At 69.9% G+C, this 19990-nt stretch carries 18 protein-coding genes; 13 read left to right on the top strand and 5 right to left on the bottom strand.

The genetic code is table 11. The features are described from left to right. The first annotated feature begins 162 nt into the window (after positions 1-162). The 3 genes from CK240_RS06925 (at position 163) to CK240_RS06915 (ending at position 2450) form a co-directional block, all read left to right on the top strand. Positions 163-588, top strand: a complete 426-nt coding sequence (locus CK240_RS06925) for a hypothetical protein (protein WP_095639613.1) — start codon at positions 163-165, stop codon at positions 586-588. A 93-nt stretch (positions 589-681) separates the two neighbouring features. Then, on the top strand, positions 682-2088 hold the full coding sequence (gene ahcY / locus CK240_RS06920; RefSeq protein ID WP_095639612.1) for an adenosylhomocysteinase: 1407 nt from the start codon (positions 682-684) through the stop codon (positions 2086-2088). Next, complete coding sequence (locus tag CK240_RS06915; protein WP_095639611.1) at positions 2088-2450, top strand: YbaN family protein; 363 nt, start codon at positions 2088-2090, stop codon at positions 2448-2450. Before ahcY ends, CK240_RS06915 begins: the two co-directional genes overlap by 1 nt. A gap of 3 nt (positions 2451-2453) precedes the next feature. Here CK240_RS06915 and CK240_RS06910 read toward each other — a convergent pair whose 3' ends face one another. After that, positions 2454-3077, bottom strand: a complete 624-nt coding sequence (locus tag CK240_RS06910; RefSeq protein ID WP_095639610.1) for an enoyl-CoA hydratase/isomerase family protein — start codon at positions 3075-3077, stop codon at positions 2454-2456. 86 nt (positions 3078-3163) lie between these two features. Between CK240_RS06910 and CK240_RS06905 the strand changes: the two genes are divergently transcribed. The 4 genes from CK240_RS06905 (at position 3164) to ferA (ending at position 7628) form a co-directional block, all read left to right on the top strand. After that, a complete protein-coding gene (locus tag CK240_RS06905; protein WP_095639609.1) occupies positions 3164-4843 on the top strand; it encodes a DUF2125 domain-containing protein in 1680 nt (559 codons plus the stop codon). Between the two features lie 76 nt (positions 4844-4919). Then, a complete protein-coding gene (locus CK240_RS06900) occupies positions 4920-6278 on the top strand; it encodes a TldD/PmbA family protein (RefSeq protein ID WP_095639608.1) in 1359 nt (452 codons plus the stop codon). Continuing rightward, positions 6265-7086, top strand: a complete 822-nt coding sequence (locus CK240_RS06895; protein ID WP_095639607.1) for a 3'(2'),5'-bisphosphate nucleotidase CysQ — start codon at positions 6265-6267, stop codon at positions 7084-7086. Before CK240_RS06900 ends, CK240_RS06895 begins: the two co-directional genes overlap by 14 nt. After that, entirely contained in the window at positions 7083-7628 is a 546-nt protein-coding gene (ferA, locus tag CK240_RS06890) for a flavin reductase FerA (RefSeq protein ID WP_095639606.1), read from the top strand. The genes CK240_RS06895 and ferA overlap by 4 nt, the downstream gene beginning before the upstream one ends. Before the next feature lie 3 nt (positions 7629-7631). Here the strand turns inward: ferA and CK240_RS06885 are convergent, their stop codons facing one another. Genes CK240_RS06885 through CK240_RS06870 form a run of 4 tightly spaced genes read right to left on the bottom strand, consistent with a single transcriptional unit; the run spans position 7632 to position 12159 of the window. Next, positions 7632-8357: a PqiC family protein gene (locus tag CK240_RS06885; RefSeq protein WP_095639605.1), complete on the bottom strand. Its 726-nt coding sequence runs from the start codon at positions 8355-8357 to the stop codon at positions 7632-7634. A 3-nt stretch (positions 8358-8360) separates the two neighbouring features. Further along, on the bottom strand, positions 8361-10754 hold the full coding sequence (locus tag CK240_RS06880) for a PqiB family protein (RefSeq protein ID WP_095639604.1): 2394 nt from the start codon (positions 10752-10754) through the stop codon (positions 8361-8363). After that, positions 10751-11425, bottom strand: a complete 675-nt coding sequence (locus CK240_RS06875; protein WP_095639603.1) for a paraquat-inducible protein A — start codon at positions 11423-11425, stop codon at positions 10751-10753. The genes CK240_RS06880 and CK240_RS06875 overlap by 4 nt, the downstream gene beginning before the upstream one ends. After that, positions 11422-12159 (bottom strand): paraquat-inducible protein A, encoded by a 738-nt coding sequence (locus CK240_RS06870; protein ID WP_095639746.1) that lies wholly within the window; start codon positions 12157-12159, stop codon positions 11422-11424. The genes CK240_RS06875 and CK240_RS06870 overlap by 4 nt, the downstream gene beginning before the upstream one ends. Positions 12160-12264: 105 nt before the next feature. On the opposite strand from CK240_RS06870, the gene CK240_RS06865 reads away from it, so the two are divergent. From CK240_RS06865 to CK240_RS06840, 6 genes are all read left to right on the top strand, one after another. Further along, positions 12265-13854 (top strand): GMC family oxidoreductase, encoded by a 1590-nt coding sequence (locus CK240_RS06865; RefSeq protein ID WP_095639602.1) that lies wholly within the window; start codon positions 12265-12267, stop codon positions 13852-13854. A 62-nt stretch (positions 13855-13916) separates the two neighbouring features. Beyond that, positions 13917-14681 (top strand): flagellar motor protein MotB, encoded by a 765-nt coding sequence (locus CK240_RS06860; protein ID WP_095639601.1) that lies wholly within the window; start codon positions 13917-13919, stop codon positions 14679-14681. Between the two features lie 87 nt (positions 14682-14768). After that, positions 14769-16085 (top strand): flagellar hook protein FlgE, encoded by a 1317-nt coding sequence (locus CK240_RS06855; RefSeq protein ID WP_095639600.1) that lies wholly within the window; start codon positions 14769-14771, stop codon positions 16083-16085. A 31-nt stretch (positions 16086-16116) separates the two neighbouring features. Further along, on the top strand, positions 16117-17568 hold the full coding sequence (gene flgK, locus CK240_RS06850) for a flagellar hook-associated protein FlgK (RefSeq protein ID WP_095639599.1): 1452 nt from the start codon (positions 16117-16119) through the stop codon (positions 17566-17568). After that, a complete protein-coding gene (locus CK240_RS06845; RefSeq protein WP_095639598.1) occupies positions 17565-18578 on the top strand; it encodes a flagellin in 1014 nt (337 codons plus the stop codon). Before flgK ends, CK240_RS06845 begins: the two co-directional genes overlap by 4 nt. Further along, positions 18578-19681 carry a flagellar basal body P-ring protein FlgI gene (locus CK240_RS06840; RefSeq protein ID WP_095639597.1) on the top strand — a complete coding sequence of 368 codons (1104 nt, stop codon included), beginning with the start codon at positions 18578-18580 and terminating at the stop codon, positions 19679-19681. Before CK240_RS06845 ends, CK240_RS06840 begins: the two co-directional genes overlap by 1 nt. Positions 19682-19990: the final 309 nt, after the last annotated feature.

The raw sequence follows: 19990 nt of genomic DNA, 5'->3' as shown, positions 1-19990 counted from the left end.
TTTTCGGACGCGGATTGTGATGGAAAAACAATCCGCACGTCCGGTTCTCACAGGTTTGTCAAGAGTCGAAATCTGGCCCGGGCGGAACTGCGCCCGAATTGTGGTGTTTTCATCACGACCCAGATGAAACTGCTTGACGATGTTTGAGGAAAGGCGCTTGCTATGCGTTTGCCCCGTGTTGCCCTTGCTGCCCTTGCCGCCACGCTTTCCGTGAGCGCCGCCCAGTCCGCCGTCGTCCCGTCGCCCGCGCTGAACGCGCCCGTCAAGGGATGGACGGCCGTGGCCGGCATGTCCGGGCCCGAGGTGGTCGAACTCGTGCGCAGCCTTCCTGCCCAGACCACCGAGTCCAGCGGCAACCTGCCCTGGTGCGATGCCGCGCCGATCGTCAGCACCGCGCTGAAGTCCGAGTTCGACGAGGATCTTGTTGCCCGCCGCGCGGATGGGACGCAGCTGTGGGGTTCGGACCTGATGGGCACCTGGACGGTGCTTCTGGACCGCGGCGACACCCATTGCGTGATCGCCTCGGGGATCGGCTATCAGGACGGGGTCGATCCGGGGGCCTTCTACGCCAAGGTCGGCCTGGGCTGATCGGGGAAAAACGCCTCGTTTCACCGAACCTGCGTTGCTTTCGAGGGCGGTCTGTGACAAGGCCGCCCTGTTCCCGTTCCAGCGAGGTCCTCGATGAATCCGGCAGCTTCTCCCGACCATCTCGTGCGCGACATCGGCCTGGCCGATTTCGGCCGAAAGGAACTGGACATCGCGCAGACCGAGATGCCGGGCCTGATGGCCCTGCGCGAGGAATTCGGCGGGGCCAAGCCCCTGACCGGGGCGCGGATCGCGGGGTCGCTGCACATGACCGTGCAGACCGCCGTGCTGATCGAAACGCTGGTCGCGCTGGGCGCCGAGGTGCGCTGGGCGTCCTGCAACATCTATTCGACCCAGGACCACGCCGCGGCCGCCATCGCCGCCGCGGGCATCCCCGTCTTCGCCGTCAAGGGCGAGACGCTTGAGGAATACTGGGCCTATACCGACCGCATCTTCCAGTTCCCCGAGGGAACCGCGAACATGATCCTGGACGACGGCGGCGACGCGACGCTGTATGTCCTGCTGGGCGCGCGGGTCGAGGCGGGCGAGACCGACCTGATCGCCACTCCCCAGTCCGAGGAGGAGGAGGCGCTGTTCGCCCAGATCCGCAAGCGGATCGCGCAGTCGCCCGGCTGGTTCGCCCGGCAGCGCGACGCCATCCGTGGCGTGTCCGAGGAAACCACGACGGGCGTCCATCGCCTGTATGACCTGCACAAGCAGGGCCGCCTGCCGTTCCCGGCGATCAACGTGAACGACAGCGTCACCAAGTCCAAGTTCGACAACAAGTACGGCTGCAAGGAATCGCTCGTGGACGGCATCCGCCGCGCGACCGACGTGATGATGGCGGGCAAGGTCGCCGTGGTCTGCGGCTATGGCGACGTAGGCAAGGGCTCGGCCGCGTCCCTGCGCGGCGCGGGCGCGCGCGTGAAGGTCACGGAAGTGGACCCGATCTGCGCCCTGCAGGCCGCGATGGACGGCTTCGAGGTCGTGCTGCTGGAAGACGTGGTGTCCACCGCCGACATCTTTGTCACCACCACCGGCAACAAGGACGTGATCCGCATCGAGCACATGCGCGAGATGAAGGACATGGCCATTGTCGGCAACATCGGCCATTTCGACAACGAGATCCAGGTCGCGGCCCTTCGCAACCACAAGTGGACCAACGTCAAGGACCAGGTGGACCTGATCGAGATGCCCTCGGGCAACCGCATCATCCTGCTGAGCCAAGGCCGCCTGCTGAACCTCGGCAACGCCACGGGCCACCCGTCCTTTGTCATGTCGGCCAGCTTCACCAACCAGGTGCTGGCGCAGATCGAGCTTTGGACCAAGGGCGACGAATACCAGCCCGGCGTCTACATCCTGCCCAAGGCTTTGGACGAAAAGGTCGCGCGGCTGCATCTGGACAAGATCGGCGTCAAGCTGACCGAACTGCGCCCCGACCAGGCCGATTACATCGGCGTGCCGGTCCAGGGGCCGTTCAAGTCGGAGCATTACCGCTACTGATGCGGCTTCTCTGGGGTGCGATCGGGATTCTCGCCATCGTCCTGGCTCTTGCCGGGTCGGTGCTGCCGATCGTGCCCACCGTGCCCTTCCTGATCGTGGCGGCCTTCGCCTTCAACCGCTCGTCGCCGCGGTTCCACAACATGCTGATGACCCATCCGGTCTTCGGCCCCCAGATCCGGGACTGGCAGGAACACCGGGCCATCGACCCGCGCGTCAAGGTCATCGTCTGCGTCAGCATGGCCGTCGGCCTTTGCGTCAGCTGGTTCATCCTGCCCCACCCTTACTGGGCGGTGCAGGTGGTGATCCTGACGGCCGTGGCGGTCTTCATCGTGACGCGCGCGAACCCGCCCGCCGATTCCTGAGCCTCAGCCGCCCCGGATCATCCGCCTGATCCCCGCGACGTGATCCGCGCTGGCCCCCAGTGCGTCGTCCGCCAGGGCCTCGGCCGTGTCCATCAGCGCCTCGGGCGGCACGATCCGATCCAGAAGGCCCCAGGCCAGCGCCGTCTCGGCCTCGATCCTCTGTCCCGCCATCAGGATCATCGCCGCGCGCGCGGGGCCCACCAGCGCCGCCAGCCGGGCAGGGTCCGAGGGCTGGGGCAGGAAGCCGAGCTTCATCACCGGGTAGAAAAGCCTGGCCCCGGGCACCGCGATCCGCAGGTCGCAGGCCAGCACCATGCCCAGCGCGCCCCCCGCCGCCGTGCCGTTCAGCGCCGCGATGGTCAGTGCCGGGGCCGAGGCGATCGCGCCCGACAGTTCCTCCCACAGCGGCGAGGTCGCAAGGCCCGCCCGCGCGGCCTCGAGGTCGGCGCCGGCGGAGAAGACGCGGCCCCGGCCGGTCAGCACGATCGCCCGCGCGCCGCCGTCCACCGCCGCGCGCACCGCCGCGATCAGCTGGGCGATCATCCCGGGGGTCAGGGCATTGGCCTTGTCGGGCCGGTTCAACGCGATCGTGAAGAACCCCTCGCGGGAAGAATTCGTTTCGATCAAGACTGTCTCCTGTGACGCGGCGCGTGGATGTGCGACGATGCGCCGTCTATCGTCGCATCGCCGTAATTCTTCAAAGGAATCGACTCATGTTCTTGCGGACGACCACCTCTGTCCTTGCCGTCGTCGCTTTCGCCGCACCCGCGCTGGCCGAGGTGACGCCCTCGGAAGTCTGGCAGAACTGGGTCGAGTATTACAAGGCGAACGGCTACACCGTCACCGAGGGCGCGCGCGACGAGGCGGGCGAGACCCTGACGCTCCGCGACGTGGTCGTGGGCTACGAACAGCCTGACGAGGGCACCAGGGTCGAGTTCCGCACCCCCGAGATCACCATGACCGCCACCGGCGACGGTCGCGTGCGCACCACGCTGGCCGAAACCTCGCCCGTGACGGCGACCTTCCGCGATTCCGAGGGGGGGCAGGTCACGCTGAACGGCTCTCTGGTGGCGCGCGACACCGAGATCCTGTCGGGCGGCACGGCCTCCGACATGACCCACGAAAGCCGCTCGGGCGAACTGACGCTGGCGCTGCAGAGCGTCCAGACCGCCGAGGGCACGCGCGAGGTTCCCGCCTCGGTCAAGCTGGTGAACGCCACCAGCCGCCAGCAGATCACCGATGCCGAGATGATGCGCTTCGACGCGACCATGGCCGCCGACCGGATGGAGATCGCGGCCGACTATGCCGATCCCGAGGGCAGCGAGGCCCCGGGGCGGATCAAGGTGAACGGCTCGCTGGAAAACCTGCAGGCGACCAGCGCGGGCAGCCTGCCCAAGGACGTGGACATCAGCCAGGCCATGCACACCGCCTTGCGCGCGGGCATGGACGTGACGGCCGCGCTGACGGCGGGGCAGGGGCGGCTGGACCTCGACTTCGCGGGAACGGACGACCAGGGGCAGCAGGACACGGCCAAGGCGAACACCACCCTGCAAGGAGTGGACGTGACGCTGGCGCTGGGACCGCAGGGGCTGAAATACCAGGGCGGGATCGACTCGACCTCGACCGAGATGACGGTCAGCGACCTGCCCGCGCCGGTCGGCTATACCCTGACCGAGGCGAGCTTCGACATGCAGTTCCCGGTGCTGAAGGCCGCCGAGCCCGCGCCGTTCAAGTTCGCCTATTCCATCGGCGGGCTGACCTTGGCCGACAGCGTCTGGGACCTGTTCGACAGCGCCCGCGTCCTGCCGCGCGACCCGGCGAGCCTGGACGTCGATCTCACCGGCCTGGTCCGCGTGACCATGGACCTGTTCGACCCCGCCCTGATGGAGGCCGCCGAACAGGCCGAGGCCGCGGGCGAGGAACATGCTCATGGTGACGAGGAACATGCTCATGGTGACGCGCCGGCTGCCGAGGGCGACCCGGCGGCCCCTGCCACCGCGCCTTCGGCCGAGACGGGCGCGGCACCCGCCGAGGACAGTGCCGAGCTTCCGCCCGAGATGCCGAGCCCCTTCGAGCCGGTCCAGGTGGCGATCAACAAGCTGGCCCTGTCGGCGGCGGGCGCCAGCCTTGACGCCTCGGGCGAACTGTCGGTGCCCGAGGGCGGCAATCCCGAGCAGCCGGTGGGCCAGGTGCAGGCGCGGTTCGAGGGCGTGAACGGGCTGATCGACCGGCTGGTGCAGATGGGCGTCATCTCGCAGGACGAGGTCGCGGGCTACCGCATGATGCTGGCGCTGTTCGCCCGTCCCGCCCCCGAGGGCGGCGATGCCCTGGTCGGCCAGTATGAATTCCGCGAGGGCGGCCAGATCTTTGCCAACGGCCAGCAGGTGCAGTAACACCGCCCTTGACGGCGAAAGCGGGGGGCCGGGCGATGTCCGGTCCCCTTTGCGCATCCACGGAAGGCCCTTGCCCATGACCCGACCCTCGCCCCAGGATCTCGCGCCCCTGACCGATGCCCTGCTTGCCGCCGCCCGTGCCGCAGGTGCGACCGAGGCCGACGCGGTGGCGGTCGCGGGCGAATCCCTGTCGGTCGAGGTGCGGGGCCGCGCGCTTGAACATGCCGAGCGCGCCGACGGGATCGAGATCGGACTGCGCGTCATCGTGAACGGGCGGCAGGCCTGCGTCTCGGCCAGCGACCGGTCCGACCGCACGATCCGCGAGATGGCCGAGCGTGCCGTCGCCATGGCGCGCGAGGCCCCCGTGGACGACAACGTGGGCCTGGCCAATCCTGCGCAGATCACCCGCGACCCCGACGGGACCGCGCTGGAACTGGACGACGGCGCCACCGCGCCCGAGCCCGAGGCGCTGCTTGACCTCGCCCTGCGGGCCGAGGCGGAGGCCCTGGCGGTCGAGGGCATCAGCATGGTCGAATCCGCCAGCGCCTCGGTCATGCACCGGCGCAGCTGGCTTGCGGGCACGAACGGCTTTTCGGGCGGCTACGGCCGCAGCAGCCACGGCCTCTCGACGGTGGCCATCACCGGCGAAGGCCTGGGGATGGAGCGCGACTGGGCCGGGGAAAGCCGCGTCTGGGCCGAGGACCTGCCCTCGCCCGAGGAGATCGGCCGCCGCGCGGGCGAGCGCACGGTGGCGCGGCGGGGCGCGAGAAAGCCTCCGACCGGCGCCTTCCCGATCCTTTACGACGAGCGGGTTGCCTCGACCCTGATCTCGCATCTTCTGTCGGCCGTGAACGGCAGTGCCGTGGCGCGCGGGTCGAGCTGGCTGCGGGGCGACCTGGGCCGCCCGGTTCTGCCCGGGGGCTTCGACCTGGCCGAGAACCCGCGCCTGCCGCGCCACGGCGCCTCGCGCCCCTTCGACGGCGAGGGGCTGGCGACCGCGCCCCGCATGATCGTGGAAGGCGGCGTGCTGCAGGGCTGGACGCTGGACCTGGCGACCGCGCGCAAGCTGGGGATGGAATCGACGGCGAACGCGGTGCGGGGCACCTCGTCCGCGCCCTCGCCGGGGGTGACGAATGTCGCGCTGACGGCGGGCACGGCTTCGCCCCGGGACCTGATCCGCGACATGGGGCGGGGGCTGGTCGTGACCTCGATGCTGGGCGCCTCGGTCAACGCGACGACGGGGGATTATTCGCGCGGCGCGGCGGGCTTCTGGGTCGAGAACGGAGAGATCGCCTTTCCCGTCAACGAATGCACCATCGCGGGCAACCTGCGCGAGATGCTGATGCGGATCACCGCCGCCAACGACCTGCCCGACTGGCGCAGCCTGCGCGTCCCCAGCCTTCTGGTCGAAGGAATGATCGTTGCCGGAAACTGACCTCGACCTCATCATCCGTGCCGCCGAGGAGGCGGGCCGGATCGCACTGGCCCACTGGCGCGGCACCTTCCGCCATTGGGAAAAGGACGAAGGCGCCGGCCCGGTGTCCGAGGCCGACCTGGCCGTCAATGACGCACTGGAACAGGCCCTGCGCGCTGCCCGCCCTGACTACGGCTGGCTCAGCGAGGAAAGCCCCGAAGACCCCCGGCGCGCCACCGCGGCCCGCGTCTTCGTCATCGACCCGATCGACGGCACCCGCGCCTTCATCGCGGGCGAGGACGGATTCGCCGTGGCCGTCGCTGTGGTGGAAGACGGCCAGCCCGTCGCGGGGGTCGTCCACCAGCCCGCACGGGGCGTGACCTATGCGGCCGCAGCCGGTCAGCCCGCCACGCGCAACGGCCAGGTGATCCGCCCCCGCAAGGCGCGGCTTGAGGGCGCCGAGGTGCTGACGACCAAGGCCGCGCTGGACCCCGCCTTCTGGCGCGGGCGGCGGGTGCCCCGGATCAGGCGCAGCTTCCGGCCCTCGCTGGCCTGGCGGCTGTGCCTCGTGGCCGAGGGGCGGTTCGACGCCACCCTGTCGATGCGGCCCGTCTGGGAATGGGACGTGGCGGCGGCCAGCCTGATCGCCGTGCAGGCGGGCTGCACCGTCAGCGACCGCCGCGGGCGGGGGCTGCGCTTCAACCAGATGCCGCCCCTGGGCGACGGGCTGGTCGTGGCCCCGCCGGACCTGCACCGCGAACTGATCGCGGCGCTGGACGTTGAGCCGCCGGAGCCCGCGCAGACCGGACCGGGAAGGGTCGCAGGATGAACCGTTTGCCGCCCGAAACGCTCGACCGCCTGGCCGATGCCATCAGCTTTCACCCCGACACCGAGCCCGGCCGCCAGTTCCGCCAGGCGCTGGGCCGCTTCGCCACGGGCGTCACGATCGTCACCGTCGCGGGGCCGAAGGGCCCGGTCGGGATGACGGTCAACAGCTTCACCAGCGTGTCGCTGGACCCGGCGCTGGTGCTGTGGTGCCCCGCACGGTCGTCGTCGCGCCACGACATCTTCGCGGAGGCGAGAGCGTGGTCGATCCATGTGCTGGGGGCCGAGCAGCTGGACATCTGCCTGCGCTTCACCAGGGGCGGCCCGCAGTTCGAGGGGCTGGAGCTGGGCGAGACGGCGCTGGGCACGCCTCTGATCCCCGGGGTCGCCGCGCGCTTCGACTGCCACGCCCATGCGGTGCATGACGGCGGCGACCACAGCATCCTCGTGGGCCGCGTGGCGCAGGTCACGGTCGGGGGCCCCGACGACCACCCGCTGGTCTTCGCGGCCGGCCGCTTCGGCGCCTTCCAGCCCGGCGAGGGCTGAGCTTCAGCCCACCGGCTCGATGCCGACCTCCGGCAGGGGCTCCAGCGGCGGCAGGGGCTCCAGCGGCGTCGAGAAGATCGGGTCGAGCTGGGGCGCCGTGGTGCGGATCGTGCCGCCCGGCCCGCCCAGCGTGGCGATCTGCGCGGCAAGCTGCGCGATGGCTGCGTTCTGCGCGGCGGCAATGGCGGGCGGAGAAGCCTCGACCTTGCGCGCCCCGCCGCCCCCCAGGCTGCTGGCCGAGCCCTGCGTTACCGGCAGCGGCACCGCGATATCGAAGCTGCGCGCATGGTTGGTCCCGCCCGCGCTGTCCTGCGAAACGTAATAGCGCCCGCTGAGGCGATAGATCCCGTCAAGCTGCGCCAGCGCCTTTTCCACCCGCACCTCGACGCGGCGCTTGGGCGGCTCGGCCAGGGGCCATGGCTCGGCGATCACGGTCGCGCCCGACATGTCGGATATCGCCCGCGCCAGCGTCAGGGTGAAGGCGCGTTCGGGCTGGTCGGCCCACAGGTTGCGCGGGTTCGACCGCACCGCCCCGTCGGCGGTCTGCCAGGCCACCTCGCCCGAGCGGGCGTATTCGGGTAGCGACACGTCCCGCAGTTCCGCTGTCCCCAGGTTGTTGGCGACGCGGACCTGCGGCGTCGGCGGGTCGATCAGGTAGCGGCCCGTCTTTTCGGGGTTCGAACAGCCCGCCAGCGCCGCGAGGACCAGAAGGGAAAGGGCAAGGCGCATGGTCTATCGTCCCAGAATGAAGGCGCGGGGGTTGCGCTCGATGGTGGAGGCGAGGCTGCCGAAGGCTTCGGCCGCGCGGCGCAGGCTGCGCATGGTGTTGATGGTCTCGGTGTTGAAGGCCCCGCGGTCGCCGTAAGCGGCGATCACGGCCTCGGCCCGGCCCGCCAGCGCCTGGAAGCGCTGCGACAGGCCCGGCAGGGTGGTTGCCGCCTGCGCCACCTGGTCCGCAGCCCGGCGCGCCGATTGCAGCGCGGCGTTCAGGTTGCCGGCCGCGCCGCCTTCGCGCAGGTCGTTCAGCAGCCCCGAGGCCGCCTGCAGCGTGTCCGACAGGTTGCGCGGCAGCTGCTCGGCATCCTCGGTGCCCAGCATGGCGCGCAGGTCCTCGATCAGCCCGCGCGCCGAGGCGCTGACCCCGGCAAAGTCGAACTCGTCGATCGAGGCGGCGGCCTCGTCCACTTGGTCCACCATCTCGGGCACGTCGGCGGCGGCCTCGCGCACGGCGGTCGCGGCGGCAGAGGCTTCGTCCACGAACTGGCCCACGCGCGGCCCCAGGTTCTGCTGGCGCAGGTCCGAGGCGATGGCGCCCACGTCGCCCGCGGCCGAGCCGAGGCTGTCCACGGCGTTGCCCAGCCGGTCGGGCAGGCTGCGCGCGGCCTCGGTGCCCAAAACGCCCCGGATGTCGGCCAGCGCCTGGGTGATCTGGTCGCCGATGCCGTTGAAATCCACGTCGCGGATCGAGGTCGTGGCGGTTTCCACGTTCTCGGCGATGCGCGGCAGCCGGTCGGCCACCCCGTTCAGCTTGCCCGCGATCTCGTTGGCGGTTGCGGTCGCGCCCGCGACGTTTTCCACCACGCCCGAGGCGCGCAGCTCCTGCGTGGCGGTTCGCAGTTCCGTCATGGTCACGTTCGCCTCGTCGATGGTGCGGCGCAGCGATTCCGGGATCGCGCGGGTGTCCTGCGAACTGGCGATGGCGGTGACGCTGTTCATCATGTCGGTCGCGGACTTCAGCAGCTCCTCGAGCTTGAGGTTGCCGATGCGCGCCATGAAGCCCTGCGCCGTGGTCGAGATGTCGGACAGGTCCGGCGGGGCCGAGGGAATGACCGGATAGGGCTCGGCATCCGCGACGACCTGCGCCGGCGGTGCGCCGGGCAGGTCCACCAGTTCCACCATCAGCGAGGTGCCGAAGAAGCCCGCGCCGGTGATGCGGGCGCGCAGGCCCCCCTCGACGCTGCCCGACAGGAAGGCCAGCGCCTCGTCGGGCCCGGCGTCCTCGGGCAGTCCCATGCGCTGGGGCGAGACCGCCAGCGTGATGTCCTGCAGCACCTGCCCCGGCTGGCCCTCGGGACCCGGCACGACCCGCACCGACAGGCCCGTGACCCGGCCCACGGTGAGGCCCTGGAACTGGACGTCGGCGCCCTCGGTCAGGCCGCGCACGGCCTCGGACATCAGCATCGTCAGGCGCAGCTCGTCCTGCGGCGAGGCGGCGAACAGGCTGTTCTGCGCCGTCTGCCGGTCGGGCTGAAGCTGGAACACATGGCCCGGCTGCACGGGCTGGCCGCCCGAGGACAGGGTGGCGAACTCGGCGCCCCCCTGTAGCAGCGACGAAACCGAGGCCACGTCCAGCGAGATGCCGTTGGTCCCCAGCGAGACCGAAAAGCCCGAGGTGTCCCAGAAGACCGTGGTCGTGGTCAGCTGCTGATCATGCGGGGCCTCGATGAAGACATCGGCCATGACGGACTCGGCCCCCTCGGCCAGCCGCAGGTTCTGCATGCGCCCGACCGTGAGCCCGCGATAGAAGATCGGCGCGCCTTCGGTCATCCCCGAGGCGTCGGCGGCGGTCAGCGTGACCCAAGTCCCCCGTTCGTTGCTGCGCGTCAGTGGGGGGCGGTCCAGCCCTTCGTGCAGCGCCAGTTCCACGCCGCCGGGATCGTTGTCCCACCACCCTTCGATGAAGGCGCCGGTCAGCACCGTGTCGAGCCGCGAGATGCCCTGGGCCGAGACCTCGGGGCGGACGATCCAGAACTCGGCATCGTCGTCGATGAACTGCGAGATGTCCTTGTCCACGCGCATGTCCACGATCACCCGCTGCAGGTCGTGAGTGAAGCGCACGGCCTCGACCCGACCCACGGGGATCTCGCGGAAGCGCAACTCGGTCTCGCCCGGCGTGATGCCGGTCGCGTCGTTGAAGGCCACGGACACCAGTGTCCCGCGTCCGGCATAGGCATTCCACGCCAAGGCCATCGTCACCAGCAGCGCGATGATCGGCACGGCCCAGATGACCGAGACGCCGGCGCGGGCCGCGCGCGCGGCGGTGCGGCGGACGGGGCTGGCAGGGCGCAGCGGCGCATCGGCCGCGTCCACGCGGGACGTGTCGTTGGTCGGGGGCATGTCGGTCATTCGGCTGTTCTGTCCCTGCGCGTTCGAAGCGGCAATCCGCGCCAGATCAGCCGCGGATCGAAGCTAAGCGCCGAAAGCATGGTGAAGGCAACCGACAGCGCGAAGCTGACCGCCGCCGGGCCCGGGTGGATCGAGGCCACGAAGCCCAGTTGCACCAGCGCCGACAGGATCGCCACCACGAAGACGTCGATCATCGACCAGCGGCCGATGAACTCGACCGCTTCAAGGGCGCGCAGGCGCGTATGGGCGGCCTCGACGCTGGCGGGCTTGCCGGCCACGCGGGCAAGCCAGGCAATGACGACGAACTTGCCGATGGGCACCACGATCGAGGCCACGAAGACGATCGCCGCGATGCCGTAGTTGCCGTAATGCATCAGGTCGATGACGCCGCCCAGGATGGTGGCCTCGGTGTTCCCAGCAAGCCCCAGAAAGGACTGCGTCCGCAGCATGGGCCACAGGTTCGCGGGGATGTAGAAGATCAGCCCCGCCAGCCACCAGGCCCAGACCGCCTGCAGGCTGCGCCGGTCCGGGGGAACCAGCGGCGCCCCGCAGCGGCCGCAGACATCCGTGGTTTCGGGCCAGACGCGCCCGCAGCCCCGGCAGCCGACCAGCCCCGCGCGATGGGCGGTCAGGACCGGGGCGTGATCGGACAGCCCATCGGAAGCGCTCATGCGGCGTGGTCCGGGGCAGGGGGCGTGCCTTCGACGATCTGCCGGTCGTGCGCCGCGGTTTCCGGGTCCGGCACGACCTCGCGCCCGTCGGTGAAGGCGCCGCGGTCCTCGAGCGTGTCCCAGATCGTCGCCGCGCAGGTGAAGACGTCGCTGGCCGCGCCCACGATGATCAGGGCGCAGAAGGCCCAGAAGGCCGGCCCGAGGCTGACCGTTGCCAGCCCCGCGACCTTAACCAGCGCGACCGAGGTGCCGATCACGAAGATCTCGGCCATGGACCACGGCCGCAGCAGTTCCGACAGCCGGAAGGCTTCGCCCGCATGGCGCGCAGGCCGCCCCTGGCCGCGCATGGGCAGCAGCACATAGACCAGCAGCACCGCGCGCAGGGCGGGCAGGCCCACGATGAAGGCCAGCACCGCCACCGTCAGCGGCATCAGCCAGCCTTCCGAAAAGGCCATCGCCACCCCGAAAAGCGAGGTGGCGTTGCCGATTCCCATGCGCGAAACCTCCAGGAACGGGAAGAACACCGCCGCGACCATCAGCACCAGCGAGGTGAAGGACAGCGCGACGATCTGGGTGAAGGCGCCCTCGCGCGGGCGGGCCAGCACATGGCCGCAACGGACGCAGCGGGCAGTTTCCCCTTCGGTGAGTTCGGCTTCCACATGCAGCGCATCGCAGCGCGGACAGGCGATCAGCCCCGCGCCGGTCCGCATGTCATACTGTCCCGCCTCGATCATGGGCATCAAGATAAGCCCGGCGCGCCGCCGCGCAAGCGCGCCGCTGCGCTTGCCCCGGCCTGCGGCCCTGCTAGCATCACCCGCCACAAGGGGAGGGGTGCCGGGATGCACGATGTCGTCATTGCAGGGGCGGGCAGTGCGGGTTGCGTGCTGGCCGCACGGCTGTCCGAGGACCCGCGCCTGCGCGTCCTGCTGATCGAGGCCGGCGAAAGCGACCGTTACCCCTGGATCCATATTCCGATCGGCTATCTTTACTGCATCGGCAATCCGCGCACCGACTGGATGTACAGGACCGCGCCCGACCCCGGGCTTCACGGGCGGCAGCTTCTTTATCCACGGGGCCGGGTGCTGGGCGGGTGCAGTTCCATCAACGGGATGCTGTATCTGCGGGGGCAGGCCGCCGATTACGACGGCTGGCGGCAGATGGGCTGCACCGGCTGGGGCTGGGACGACGTCCAGCCCCTGTTCCTCAAGTCCGAGGACTACTTCGCCGGCGCCTCGGAACACCATGGCGAAGGCGGCCCGTGGCGGATCGAGCGCCAGCGGTTGCGCTGGGACATCCTCGACGACTGGGCGAAGGCGGCAAACGAGGTCGGCATCCCCGCGACCGACGACTTCAACACCGGCGACAACGAGGGCGTGGGCTATTTCAAGGTCAGCCAGAAGTCGGGCTTCCGCGTTTCTGCCGCCCGCGCCTTCCTGCGTCCCGCCATGCGGCGCCCGAACCTGACGGTGCTGACGGGCCGCCACGTCCGCCGCGTGGTCTTCGAGGGCAACCGCGCCGTGGGGCTCGAGCTTTACGCCGACGGCCGCGCCGAGGTGGTGCGCGGCGGCCGGATCGTGCTGAGCGCGGGCGCCATCAATACGCCCCAGATCCTGCAGCTGTCCGGAATCGGCCCCGGCGCGCTGCTGCAGGAGATGGGGATTCCCGTGATCCGCGAGGCGTCTGTCGGCGAGAACCTGCAGGACCACCTGCAACTGCGCTGCAGCTGGAAGGTGTCCGAGGCGCGGACGCTGAACCAGCTTGCCCGGCGGTGGTGGGGCAAGGGGATGATCGGCGCGGAATATGTCCTGCGCCGCACCGGCCCGATGAGCATGGCGCCCAGCCAGTTGGGCGCCTTTGCCCGCTCGTCGCCCGACGTGGCGACGCCCGATCTGGAATGGCACGTCCAGCCCCTGAGCCTGGAAGCCTTCGGCCAGCCGCTGCATGATTTCGCCGCGATCACCGCCAGCGTCTGCCATCTGCGGCCCGAAAGCCGGGGCCATGTGCGGATCGGCTCGCCCGATCCCATGCGGCCGCCGGTGATCTCGCCGCATTACCTGTCCACGCCGGGGGACCGGCTGACGGCCGCCCGCGCCATCCGCCTGACGCGCCGGATCATGGCGCAGCAACCGTTGGCGAAATACCGCCCCGAGGAGTTCAAGCCCGGCCCCGACTACCAGACGGACGAGGAACTGGCCCATGCGGCGGGGCTGGTCGGCTCGACCATCTTCCATCCCGTGGGCACCGCGCGCATGGGCGCGGACGAGGGCGCGGTCGTGGACCCCCGCCTGCGCGTGCGCGGGGTCGAGGGGCTGCGGGTCGTGGATGCCTCGGTGATGCCCGTGATCACATCGGGCAACACCAACGCCCCCACCATCATGATCGCGGAAAAGGCGGCCGTGATGATGGCCGAGGAAATGTGCGGCATTTGATCCGTTAACGCCCGGGCAAGTCCTGGTCTGCTAAGGCTTTCCCCAAGGAAACGGGGGTGCCGATGCCGGCTGACAGGACTGCTTCGCCCATCATCATCAAGCGGGTGCAGGGCGGGGGCGAGGGCGGCCACCACGGCGGCGCCTGGAAGGTCGCCTATGCGGATTTCGTGACCGCGATGATGGCCTTCTTCCTGCTCATGTGGCTGCTGAACGCGACCACCGAAAAGCAGCGGCAGGGCTTGGCCGATTACTTCGACCCCACCATCGCGCATGCGCGGTCGGGCGGGGCGCAGGGGATGGACGGGGGCAGGTCGCTCGACCCCCCGGCGGACCGGTCCGTTCCTGCCGCCGCGGGCGACGCGGAGATGCAGGAACTGGCCCGCGCGCTGCAGGATGCGCTGACGGCGCGCGGCGGGGAATCGATGCAGCGGGTGAACCTGCTGCGCCATGTCGTCACGCGCATGACCGACGAGGGGCTGGTGATCGAACTGGGCGACGTCGTGGACGAACCCCTGTTCGACGGCGAAACGGCACAGCCCACGCCCGTCCTGCGCGAGCTGACGGCCATCCTCGCCTCGGTGCTGGGCCGGGCCCGGAACCAGGTGGCGATCACCGGCCATGTCCGCGCCTTTCCCGAGATGATGATCCATGATCCGGTCTGGCCGCTGTCCGACCAGCGCGCCCATGCAGTCCGCGAACTGCTGGTCCGGGGCCGCCTGGAGGAGGACCGCATCCAGCGCGTCACGGCCTTCGGGGACAAGAAGCCCCGCAACTCGAATGCCATGGACCCGGCCAACAACCGGATCGAGGTCATTTTGCTCAGATGACCGGCGCTGGCCGCCCGCGTTAGCGGGAAATTAAGTCCTTGCCTCCATTCTGCGGCCTAACGGCGACTCACAACCAAGGTGATCCGAATGTCGATTTCCTCGTCCCTCAATGCCGGAATCGCCGGTCTCGCCGCGAATGCGACGCGGCTGGCCGGCATCTCGGACAACATCGCGAACTCTGGCACCTACGGCTACAAGCGGGTGAACACCGAGTTCGAAAGCCTTGTCATCAGCCAGGCGCGCGGCGGCGGGCTCTACTCGGCGGGCGGCGTGCGGGGGATGAGCACCCGGCTGATCGACGAAAAGGGCGCGCTGGTGACCTCGTCCAATGCGCTGGACATTGCCACCACGGGGCGGGGGATGCTGCCGGTGATGCCCTCGGTCCTTCTGGACAGCGGGATGGGCGACCAGCCGATGATGATGACCACGACGGGGTCGTTCCGCCCTGATGCCGAAGGCGTGCTCAGGACCGATTCGGGACTGGTGCTGATGGGCTGGCCGGCGAATGCGGACGGCACCATCCCGGTGCAGATGCGTGATGCCGTGGGCGGGTTGCGGCCGGTTGTGCTGAATTCGAACCAGACCTCGGCGGACCCGACCACGCGCATGTCCCTGGGGATCAACCTGCCGGCCGGGGCCACAAGGCCGGGGGCGACCGCCACGCCCGAGACGACCGCGATCGAGTATTTCGGCAATCTCGGCACGTCCGAGAACCTGCTCGTCACCTTCACGCCCACGCCCGCGGCGGGCGCGCTGCCCTCCAACGGCTGGACGATGGAGATACGGGATGCCGCCATGGACCCCGCGTCCAACCTGATCGGCAGCTATGCCCTGGTCTTCAGCGACCAGCCGCCGAGCAGCGGCACCCTGGCCTCGGTCACGACCCTGACGGGCCCGGCCTACGACCCCGCCACGGGCGAGCTTCCGCTGCAGGTGCAGGGCGGGCCGATGACGATCGGCATCGGGCGGCTGGGGGACCGCAACGGACTGACGCAGTTCGCGGCCGATTTCGCGCCCACCAACATCACCAAGAACGGCTCGCCGGTCGGCAACCTGGCGACGGTCGAGGCCGACGAGCAGGGGATGCTGCGCGCGACCTATGACACGGGCTTCGTCCGCACGCTTTACCAGATCCCGCTGGTCGATGTGCCCAACCTGAACGGCCTGACCGCGCTGAACAGCCAGACCTACCAGGTTTCGACCACCTCGGGATCGTTCTTCCTGTGGGATGCGGGCGACGGACCCACGGGCTCGATCGCGGGCTATGCGCGCGAAGGCTCGACCACCGATGTCGCGGCCGAACTGACCGACCTGATCCAGACGCAGCGCGCCTATTCCTCGAACGCCAAGGTCATCCAGACCGTGGACGAGATGCTGCAGGAAACCACCAACATCAAGCGTTAAGGGGCCGCGCAATGCAGTGGGTTGACCGAAGATGAGCCTGTCGAACGCCCTGTCGAATGCCCTGTCCGGCCTCGCCGCTGCCTCGCGCGGGACCGAGGCGGTGGCCTCGAACCTCGCCAATGCGACGACGCCGGGGTTTGCCCGGCGCGAGTTGCAGTTGACCTCGCGCCCCGTGATCGCGGGTGGGGGCGGAGTTCAGGTCGAGGGGGTGACCCGAGTCCTGCGCAACTCGGTCGTGGCACAGGGCCGCCTGGCCGAAGCCGAAACGGCGCGGGCCGGAACGCTGGCGGCGTTCCACAGGACCCTGTCCGACGCCGTGGGTGTTCCGGGAGAAGCGGGGGCATTGTCCACGGCGCTATCGGATTTCGACAGCGCGCTGCTGGCCGCCGCAGCGCGCCCGGAAAACGAGATGGGCCTTGCAGGCATCCTTTCGGCCGGCCGCACGCTCGCGGTGGCGTACAATGCGCTGGGTACCCAGGTGCAGGAGGCGCGCGGCGCCGCGGACCGCGCCATCGCTGCCGATGTCGAGCTGCTGAACACCGGGCTCGGGCGGGTCGCGGACCTCAACCGGCAGATCGCTGTCCACCTGGCCAGCGGCGACGACGCCAATGTCCTTCTGGACGAGCGGCAGCGGATCGTGGACGGTTTGTCCGAGATCGTGCCCATCAAGGAACTGCCTCGCGAAAACGGCAGGATCGCGCTGTTCACGGCAACCGGCGGCATGCTTCTTGATGGCACCACGCCCGCACGGTTCGATTTCTCGCCCGCGCCGGTGATGACCGCCGAGGCGGCGGGGACGCCCGCTCTGGGTTTGCTGAAACTGAACGGAGAGGAGGTTCCTCCCTCCCAGATGGGCCGGTTCACCGGAGGGCGGCTGGCCGCCAACTTCCAGATCCGCGACCTCGACGGACCCGGGGCGCAGGCCAGCCTCGACACCGCGGCCCGCGATCTGCACGACCGCTTTGCCGGCGCCGGACTCGACCCTACGCTTGCCGCTGGCGCGCCGGGCCTGTTCACAGATGGAGGGGGGGCGGCCACCACCGTTCCCGGTCTGGCCCAGCGCCTGGCGATCAACGCCGCCGCTGATCCGGGCGCGGGCGGCGCGCTCTGGCGCCTGCGCGACGGCCTTCAGGCAGCCACGCCCGGCCCGGTGGGCAACGCGGACCTGCTGATCGGGATGCAGGAGGCGCTGGGCGCCCTGCGCCCCTCCTCGCTTGCCGGCATGAGCCCCGCGCCGCGAAGCGCCGCGACCCTTGCGGCCGACCTCGGTTCATGGGCTGCATCCGGGCGGATCGAGGCCGAGCGCGTGCTGGGCGGCGCGACAGCGCAATCCTCGACCTTCGAGGCGATGCGCCAGCAGGACGGCGTGGACAGCGACCGCGAGATGGAAACGCTTCTGACGCTGGAACGGGCCTATGCCTCGAACGCCAAGGTGCTGCAGGCCGTCGATGAGATGCTACAGACAATGCTGAGGCTGACATGAGCGATCTTGGTCCCGTGGGCGACCTGGCGCGCGCCACGCTTCTTCGCCAGGCAAGCGGGCAGCTCAAGTCGCAGTTGGCGACGCTGACGCAAGAGGCGGCCACCGGCCTCAAGCCCGACGTTCCCGCCGCGACGAACGGCCAGATGGGGCGTCTGGCACAGGTGCAGGCGCGTCTGACGGCGCTGTCGGCCCATGGGCAGAACGCAGCGCATGCGCAGGCCGAACTGGGCGGGCTGCAGGCGGCACTGGGGACGCTCGAGGAGATCGTCGCCGGCATGGGGCCAGGCCTGCAGACGGCGGCCGCGATGGGGAACGAGACAAGCATCGCGATCCGGGCAGAGGAGGCGCGGCAGGGTTTCCAGACGGCCGTCCGCCTGCTCAACGTCGACGTCGGCGGCCGGTACCTGCTGTCGGGCACGGCCGTGGACAGGCCCCCCCTGTCCGATCCCGGGTCGATCCTTGCCGCCGCAAAGGCCGAGGTGGCCGGATTGACCTCGCCGGCCGACATCGCGTCGACGCTTGCGGCATGGTTCGACGCTCCGGCCGGAACGGGCGGTTTCGCGGACAGCCAGTTCCACGGCGACACCGCCGCGCGCGAACTCGCAGTCTCGCCGGACATCAGGGTGCGGCAGGATCTCGGCGCGCTGGATCCCTCGTTTCGCGAGCTTCTGAAGGGGCTGGCAATGGCCTCTCTGGCCGCCGATCCCGACCTCGGCCTGACCCCGGAAGGCAAGGGAGCGCTGCTGGGCGAAGGCGGCAGGCATGTTGCCGCCGGGGCGACCGCGCTGACGATGCGCCGCGCCGACATCGGCCTGCTGGAAGCATCAGTCGAGCGCGCCGCCGCCAGGAACGCGGCCGAGACCACGGCCATGTCGCTGGAAAGGTCCGACATCCTTGCCGTCGATCCCTATGAGACCGCCACCGCCCTGACCCAGGCCGAGGCCAGCCTGCAGAACCTTTACGCCCTGACCGTGCGGCTGTCGCGCCTTTCGCTGACGGATTACCTTTGATGGCGGTCTTCGCACGACTCCTCGCGCTTTTCCTGCTGCTGCCCTGCCTTGCCTGGGCGGCCCCGGTCAGGATCAAGGACCTGGCGACCGTGGACGGCGTCCGGGGCAACGACCTCCTGGGTTACGGGCTGGTGATCGGCCTGAACGGAACGGGCGACAGCCTGCGCAACACCCCCTATACCGAGGAGATGCTGGGCAGCCTGCTCGAGCGCCTGGGCGTCAACGTCACGGGCGAAAGCTTTCGGCCCAAGAACGTGGCCGCCGTCATGGTGACGGGCACCCTGCCGCCCTTTGCCCGCGCGGGTGGCCAGATCGATGTCACGGTTTCGGCCATCGGGGATGCGAAAAGCCTTCTGGGGGGCACGCTGATCATGACGCCGCTGAATGCCGCGGATGGCGAGGTTTATGCGGTGGCGCAGGGCTCGATCATCGCGGGCGGGGCCTCGGCCGAGGGCGAGGCGGCTTCGGTCGTCCAGGGGGTGCCGACCGCGGGACATATCCCGTCCGGTGGCCGGGTCGAGCGCGAGGTCGATTTCGACTTCAGCCAGATGTCCAGCTTCCGCTTGGCACTGCGCTCGGCCGATTTCACGACCGCGGCGCGGATCGAGAAGGCGATCAACGACGAACTGGGTGACGGGGTTGCGACCTTGCTGGACGCGACGACGATCTCAATCGATTCCTCCGGCCTCGGCACGGTGAACCCCGCGCGGCTGGTAGGGCGCATCGAGAACATCTCCGTCGAGCCGGAAAGCCGCGCCCGCGTGGTCGTGGATCACCGTTCGGGCACCATCGTGATGGGCGAGGAGGTGCGGATCTCTCGCGTCGCGGTCTCGCAGGGGAACCTGACCCTGCGGGTGCGCGAGACACCCATGGTGTCGCAGCCCAACCCCTTCTCGCCCGGCGACACGGTTGTCGTGCCCCGCACGGATGCCGAGATCACCCAGGAACCGGGGATCGGCTTTGCCGAGGTCAGCGGCGAGTCCTCGCTGTCCGACGTGGTCGCGGGCCTGAACGCGCTGGGGGTCCGGCCACGCGAGCTGATCGACATCCTCAAGGCCGTTCATGCCGCAGGCGCGCTGCATGCCGAGTTCATCGTGAACTGAGGGCAACCGCCGCGGTCTCTCCCCCAGCCTCTTGAGCGAGGAGCTTGCGGCGCAAGCTGTTTCCTTGTCAGCCCCGGATCACGCCCGCACTATCACCGGCAGGCAGGCAGGCAGGCAGGCAGGCAGGCAGGCAGGCAGGCAGGCAGGCAGGCAGGCAGGCAGGCAGGCAGGCAGGCAGGCAGGCAGGCAGGCAGGCAGGCAGGCAGGCAGGCCAAGGCTTCGGCGACTTCGACCCCAACCCCACCGAGGCGGTGAACGGCGCCCGCTTCCGACCTGAAGGCCGACCTGCGCGTGAAACGCGTCCGCTTC

It is taken from the genome of Paracoccus salipaludis, assembly GCF_002287065.1.
GTDB lineage: Bacteria > Pseudomonadota > Alphaproteobacteria > Rhodobacterales > Rhodobacteraceae > Paracoccus > Paracoccus salipaludis.
The sequence above is the reverse complement of the archived record's forward strand: the minus strand, read 5'-3'. Positions and strand labels throughout refer to the sequence as shown.